The organism is Lacrimispora brassicae, assembly GCF_054772055.1.
The window spans coordinates 260,382-267,379 of record NZ_BRYH01000041.1; the positions used below are offsets into that span (position 1 = coordinate 260,382).

Annotated in this window: 7 protein-coding genes and 1 pseudogene; 1 reads left to right on the forward strand and 7 read right to left on the reverse strand. The window is 36.5% G+C overall.

Features of this window, described 5'->3' with window-relative positions; all coding sequences use genetic code 11:
- Window positions 1–477: 477 nt before the first annotated feature.
- The 7 genes and pseudogenes from ACYVD3_RS19600 to ACYVD3_RS19630 form a co-directional block, all read right to left on the reverse strand.
- On the reverse strand, window positions 478–1,017 hold the full coding sequence (locus tag ACYVD3_RS19600) for a nitroreductase family protein (protein WP_460644171.1): 540 nt from the start codon (window positions 1,015–1,017) through the stop codon (window positions 478–480).
- A 529-nt stretch (window positions 1,018–1,546) separates the two neighbouring features.
- A complete protein-coding gene (locus ACYVD3_RS19605) occupies window positions 1,547–2,536 on the reverse strand; it encodes a nucleotidyltransferase family protein (protein WP_460644172.1) in 990 nt (329 codons plus the stop codon).
- A 307-nt stretch (window positions 2,537–2,843) separates the two neighbouring features.
- Complete coding sequence (locus tag ACYVD3_RS19610; protein ID WP_460644182.1) at window positions 2,844–3,692, reverse strand: helicase-related protein; 849 nt, start codon at window positions 3,690–3,692, stop codon at window positions 2,844–2,846.
- A pseudogene (locus tag ACYVD3_RS19615) lies at window positions 3,687–4,181 on the reverse strand (DEAD/DEAH box helicase); the annotation flags it as partial. The gene ACYVD3_RS19610 and the pseudogene ACYVD3_RS19615, both read right to left, overlap by 6 nt.
- Before the next feature lie 4 nt (window positions 4,182–4,185).
- The gene (locus tag ACYVD3_RS19620) at window positions 4,186–4,449 is read right to left on the reverse strand and encodes a hypothetical protein (RefSeq protein WP_460644173.1); all 264 of its coding nucleotides are present in this window, start codon (window positions 4,447–4,449) and stop codon (window positions 4,186–4,188) included.
- 340 nt (window positions 4,450–4,789) lie between these two features.
- On the reverse strand, window positions 4,790–5,806 hold the full coding sequence (locus tag ACYVD3_RS19625; RefSeq protein WP_460644183.1) for a virulence RhuM family protein: 1,017 nt from the start codon (window positions 5,804–5,806) through the stop codon (window positions 4,790–4,792).
- 204 nt (window positions 5,807–6,010) lie between these two features.
- Window positions 6,011–6,493: an IS1096 element passenger TnpR family protein gene (locus tag ACYVD3_RS19630; RefSeq protein ID WP_460644174.1), complete on the reverse strand. Its 483-nt coding sequence runs from the start codon at window positions 6,491–6,493 to the stop codon at window positions 6,011–6,013.
- 215 nt (window positions 6,494–6,708) lie between these two features.
- Here ACYVD3_RS19630 and ACYVD3_RS19635 point away from each other — a divergent pair.
- The coding region (locus tag ACYVD3_RS19635; RefSeq protein ID WP_460643311.1) for a helix-turn-helix domain-containing protein at window positions 6,709–6,998 on the forward strand (290 nt) is incomplete at its 3' end.

The following is a 6,998-nucleotide window of genomic DNA, read 5'->3' on the forward strand; positions in this document are numbered from 1 at the left end:
CGTAAAAACATTCCGCTCATAGGAGCGGTTGTTTTTGTGGCGATACTCACTATGGAGCGTTTACGAATTTTGCCTCCCCTCTCATTCTACCTGTATTACAAAAAAACAGACTCCCAGAATGTTCTAAAAAATTCCGGGAGTCAATACTACTTCAATATAACCTATGCATTTGCTTTGATAACATCTGTTTTAAGATGTAAATCTTTATCGGCATCGGCAGAAATTCATACCAATATTTTACAAGTAATATCAATTCCTTGTAAAATTAATTTTTAGTAGCAACCTTTTCTTTTATTTTACTATATACTAGATAAAACGTATATTTCAAATTGTTATTTTACTCAACAAATTTCAGTACAAATTTCATAATGCTTTGAGGTGACAAAAAAGATAACGTTTGAGCCTGCCAGGGCCTTGGTGGGAAATAATAATAGATAACGCCTTTTCTTTGTCATTAAGAATCGCCTATCTATTTCATCACCATTTTTCATACCGAACAATTTCTTCCATCTTTTTTCTTGGCCGCTGCTCTGGTGTTTCATCACCATATCCCAACGTAACAATTCCGCACACATATTTATCTTCCGGAATGTTTAGGATAGGTCTGACAGTATCTTGTTCAAACCAAGCTGTCCAACAGGTTGCTAACCCCAAATGCTCTGCTTCAAGCAATATATGTTCCATTGCAATAGCTGTATCCCTGATAATTTGCTTAAGCTCTGGCTCGGGGCTGTTCTCATTCAGACTGACACTGATATCTTTAGCAATACGGCAGTGAATATCTGCTACACACACAATAAATACCGGAGCTGTCATCATCCATTTTTGATTATGATCAGCAATTGATAATTTCTCTTTTGTTTTCTCTGATTCAACTATAATGAAAGTCCATGGCTGAGTATTACTTCCAGATGGCGCTAATCTTGCACTTTCTAATACTTGGATTACTTTCTCTTTTTCAACCTTTTTATTTAGATATTTACGAATACTTCTTCTGTTTTCTATTTGTTTTAGCATAATAATCTCCTTTTTGTTGAGTAAAATATAATAAAATCATGCTTGTTTCGACAAAAACAACAAACTTCACAATGCCTTGAGTAGACGAAATCCTAAATCATCTATTCCAAATGAGGGATGCCCACGACATCAGGAAGTAGCACCGCACCCTCTAGCCTCTTCTGCCCAACTCCCTCCACGAAAAATGCGATACTGACCATATACCGGCAATCCTAATAAATCAAGACATCCGCTCCTGATTTTTCAGATTGTCTATGTATAAAGCTGTTCCTTCTGAAATATCCGTGCCACTAATTAACTGATTATGTTAATCAATAAATTCCACTTTAGTAAGCAAAGAATTTTTCTTGATATTCTTTAGACCAGATGCATTGTGCTGACGAGGCTGTATGTAACAACGTTTTTCAGAGGTTGCCTGGCAGGAGGGATTACTATCACTTTAGTTTTGGTTTTTCATATTCCATAGTATAACTTCGCCTTATGCACTTCTCGCTCTGATGATTTGTAGTCTAAATTGCTTCACAAATAATTAATCAACAAGGTCATTTTGGAATCTTGAAAGATGCTCGTACGGAAGAATAAGTCTTCCTCGATATAGGCCACAACCATCATTAATAAGTGAATTATTCACTGCTGAAAACATATTCACATCCAATTTCGATAATTCAAGCTGCTGCAACATGATACCTCTTTCATAAGCATCATCAAAATAAATGTTTTCTCCTTTTGGAATTTCATCTCGTTTAGCTCTTTCACTTTCCTGTCGTTTTTCGTAACCTAAATGATTGGCGGGACCAATTTCAGCAAAATCGTCCATTTCTTTTGTACGAAGTTGTACTTCCACATAACAACGTGCAATGTTATCATAAAATGTTATATGCAGCGAACGATAGCCAATAGACTCTGGATTTACAACATAATCTCTATAATATGGGCTTACGCTCTCTCTTAACAAAGGCGATTTTTTCTGACCCTTAAAAGAAGCTATTTCTGCGGTAAACCCCCGTTCCTCCATGAAACCAAGCAACTGGTTGGCAACATCATATAGATATTTATTTTCTTCATCCGCGCAAACCTCACCTTCTTTCAGATGACATTTGGGAAGAGAAATCACGATTCTGTATGCAATCAGGTCCCGAAAACAGTTTAAATGTTTTTTCAGTTCAGGAAGAGAAGGGTAATTGCCGTGTTTAATATAATACTCGTAAATATATTCCACAATATATCCGTTAAATTTTGCTTCCGCGCGTATCAGAGATTTAATTCGGCCCTTAAAAGTAAATGCAAGAAAAGGATATTCATTTGCCATATGTTTATAGAATTCCCGAATCCGTTGAGACTGGGAAGTCAGGAATTCGTTGTGCTGTAAAAGTTCCGCAATTTGAAGTAGAAAATTACAGTGCACAAGATCAATCTGATTATGAGTTTCTTTCGACGACAGTTTCAAATCCTCAGTATATTTCTGTAATATCTTAAGAACGGTATCGCCTGAGTATAAATAATCATTTAATTTTTTCATTATAATTTTCTGCATCTGTTCATTTTTTCACAGATGTACTTTCCTTTCCTAAGTGCTTAAATATCTATTTATCAAAATATAATCAATATTTCCAACTCATTTTATCGTTCAAACAAATTTAAATATATCAGATATATTCAATCATACCCAGTTATTTTTATGCTCCCCATTATATCAAAAAAGCCTCGATTTCTCAAGGCTAGTTATTTTCATTTTATTATTCCATCAATTCATTTATAATCTTGTCATAACCATTAAATTTATAATAAATTGTAACTGTACTATCTTCAGTCACTATAATCCAAATCTACCGCTTTTTGTCCTTCCTTGAAAATTTATTAAAACTTCTTTTTTCTTTCAATGTTCCCTCTGCTGTAATTCGATATTTTTTCTTTGTTGATGAAGCGCCATCTATAAAAGCTGTATGCAATGACTCCCTCTTTGATGATGCACCCGACTTTAGTGAAGTAGTCTTGGGTGATGTCTTTGATTTTAAGATTGCATTCTTCGAAGGTTTGACTTGAGATTTCGCTGTTTTTTCTGTATCTTTTCTTGTCTGCACAACATTTAACGCTGGAAAGTTGTTCTTTAATGGGTAAGGATGATCTTTTATTTCTGTTAATTTCTTACCAATCAACTTTTCAATATCGTTAAGTTGTCCTTTTTCATCAAAATCGCAGAAGGATATTGCTGTTCCACCCAGTCCTGCCCTGCCGGTTCGACCAATACGATGTACATACGTCTCTGGTGTATCTGGCAGGTCATAATTAATAACATGGGTCAGTTCATCTATGTCTATTCCTCTTGCCGCGATATCTGTTGCAAGCAATATTCGCAATGTTTTGTCTTTAAAATTATTTAATGCTCTCTGACGTGCTCCTTGTGATTTATCACCATGGATTGCCTGGGCAATTACGTTACTCCTTGACAATTGTTTAATAAACCGATCCGCTCCGTGCTTGGTACCAGTAAATACCAGTGCTGAAGCTATGTTTTTATCCTTTAGGAGGTGCAGAAGTAAATCTTTCTTATTACTTTTATCAACAAAGTACAGATACTGCTCGATGGTATCCACTGTTGATGATACCGGAGTAATTTCTATTTTTGCAGGAGTCTTCAGAATCGTACCCGCCAGCTTAGTGATGTCTGGCGGCATCGTAGCCGAGAAAAGTAATGTTTGCTTTTTTAAAGGTGTTCTAGTAATGATCTTTCTAACATCATGAATAAATCCCATATCCAGCATACGGTCAGCTTCGTCCAATATGAATATTTTAATATGCTCTATATTTACATTTTTTTGATCAATTAAGTCCAGTAGTCTTCCTGGTGTTGCCACAAGTATATCTACCTTTTGCTTTAAATTTTCTTCCTGCGGCTTTTGAGATACTCCCCCAAAGACTACACAACAATTTAAATTGGTGAATTTTCCATAAGTATTAAAACTTTCATAAATTTATAAAGCCAGCTCTCTAGTAGACATTACGATCAGGGCCCTTATATTTTGTTTTTCCCGATGAGATGCTTTTTCTTCGCTGAGCGGCTGAATCGTTGGTATAGCAAATGTAGATGTTTTTCCGGTACCAGTCTGGGCACAACCAAGTAAATCCCTGCCGCTTAATATAACGGGTATTGCTTTTTCCTGTATTCAACTATGATAATACAATCCCCTCACCAACTTTGTGTGGTCCCTCCATGATATAAAACTCTGCACCAACAGTCAGCCCCGAATAATCGACTGTATATAAAAATCTAACTTCCGCATCAATCAGAGTTCCCAAAGGCATTTCTTTCAGCTCTTCAAACTGTATCCCAAAATAAAGCTCTGTTCCTTTTACCACAAAATGTGGCCGATATGTCAATCCACACGGAGGCATTTCTCTTACGCTCGGATAGAACTGTACTCTGACTTTCATTGGATACCTCCTCATCATAATTTCTATATCACATTGCCAATTATCTTTATATGATACTTTGCATCCTTGAAAACTCGAAAAAAGAGAGGCAAAAAACGGCCATTTTTAGGCTCATTTTTCGCCCGATTTTTCGCCAAAAACCACTACATCTTGTGGTTCTCATCTCTTTTTTCTGTCAAAACCACAATACTGCATCCCAATTACCACCTCTACATGCCTTGAGTGCGTAATAATGATGACCAAAGCATCTGATCCCCCCTTGGTATCAGGGTATATTTTCAACCTTATACCAAATATAATTGCCTTTAATCTCCATAAAGCGTGTACTTTCTAAGCTGAACTACTCATCGTAACTTTCTAAAAACAGATCAAAATCACTCTTGAATAATTGGTCTTGCACAATGCGGTATTTTTCAAATTGTGTTTCAGCATGGAGCTTTGCCTGTTCTGCTGATATTTTCCCTGCATCCATCAATAAATCTCTTCCGTTGAACTCTATAAAACTATCCAATCGATTTGCCCAATCTTCCATTGTCATCGGAATGCTGTTCTCTGCTTGTATTTCTGCATAATCGAGATACATTGAAACTAAGCGATTCAAAAAGTCAATTTCTTTTTCCGTAAGATAGTTTTTTGCAATGGAAACATCGAACTTTTGAATTTTTCCTTCTGGTGCCGATTTCCAAGTGGTCAATCCCATATTCTTTCGTTCTGCATCCGCTCTCTCCACGATTATTTCTGCTGCGGTGTGTCGATGAACAGCATAATGTAGTTTGTTCTGCACTTTTTTAAAAAATTCCTTTGTAGTCTTGGCTGATTTGTCATAATCAATGGCTGTAGAATAAATATCTGTAACTTTTTGATAGAACATACGCTCAGATTCACGAATTTCACGAATTCTGACAAGCTGTTCTTCAAAATATTGATTCGTCAATTTGTGACCGAGTTTAAACCGTTCATCATCCATAACAAAGCCTTTTATTGTATAATCTTTTGCAATTGTGATGATCCATTTACGGAATTGTACAGCTCTTTGATTATCAATCTTGAATCCAACAGCAATGACAGCCTGTAATGCATAGAATTTCACTTTATATGTTTTTTCGTCACTAGCAGTATGTGCAAAAATTGCACATACTGAATCTTCTTCTAATTCATCGTCCAAAAATACCTTTTTTAAGTGTTTTGTAATCACAGAACGATCAACACCGTACAGTTCTGCCATCATTTTTTGTGTCAGCCATATATTTTCATCTTGGTAACGAACTTCAACGGAGCTTTCACCACTTCCAGCAACAAATGTCAAATATTCTGCCGCTGCAGAAACCGGCAGATTACTTTCCTTATAGTCCGTCAAGCTTTTAATCGCTTTATTTCTTTGGTCTTCTAGTTTTTTGACTTTGCTTTCTCTATCATCAGATTTCATAATCAATTGTCTCCAATCCTTTACATTTACACTTTTACCATGAACTTAGCAAGCATAACTGTCACTTTTCTTATATATTATTAGAATGTTTCAGTTCAATATTATTCATATATGTACCACTCAATCCCCATTTTACTACCAATCGCAACCATACTGCTCCGGTGCTTCACCTTTTACCTCACTTATCTCGCATTCCTGTGTATGTTCATTCAATATACGTTCTACTATAATCTGAAAATTCCACTCATCCCCAAAATCAAATAAATATCCGAATTGCATTCCTTCATAAGGCAAAAGCTCTGCCAATAAAACTGTATCAGCCTGCCATATTTCATCCTCACACTCCGGTGCATAGTACCTTCTTTGGGAGGTTCCTGAGTCAATTTGAAAATAATACAGATGATCCATGTCAAAGCCAACACTTTTTTGAATCAAATAATGCAATTCCTCCAGAGTAAACTGATCACCTATTGTTATTTTCCTGATACAGGAACCAATCGTTATTTTAAATTCAATTGTGTGAAGGCCTGCTTCCACCGGATATGCCCAAAACCCCATCAGCTTCTCTTCCATGTTAACAGTATCTTCTTCTACGACATTCCTAATGATTGGTAACACCGTACTGACATCCAGGTTATACCAAAATACCCTATCCTGTTTTTCCAACAGATCTTTCCAGGCATACCCTTCCTCTGTCAGATAAGGTGTCTGTAAATGCTATTATAATAGTTGACCACTTTCAACCGATTCGCTAGCGAATTAGTTTACCACCTTGAAATAAATATCCTGTAAGATTTACAAGTATCAAAAATTCTTACAAGGAGATGAAAGGTGTGATTGTTGAAGTGGATTTATATTACAGAATCCGAACCCTCTACAATGAGGGCGAATCCATACGGTCTATTTCCCGCAGACTTGGTATCTCGCGACAGACTGTCAAGAAGTATTGCGAAGGCAATACCTACCCCGATCTTCGAAAAGCATATACTCGGGAGTCTGGCGTCATCACAGATGATGTCAGAGATTTTATCAGAGCCTGTCTTGAAGAAGACAGACTCATGCAGGTGCCAAAACAAAAGCATACTGCAAAACGTATTTATGACCGCCTTGTAGCAGAAAAAGG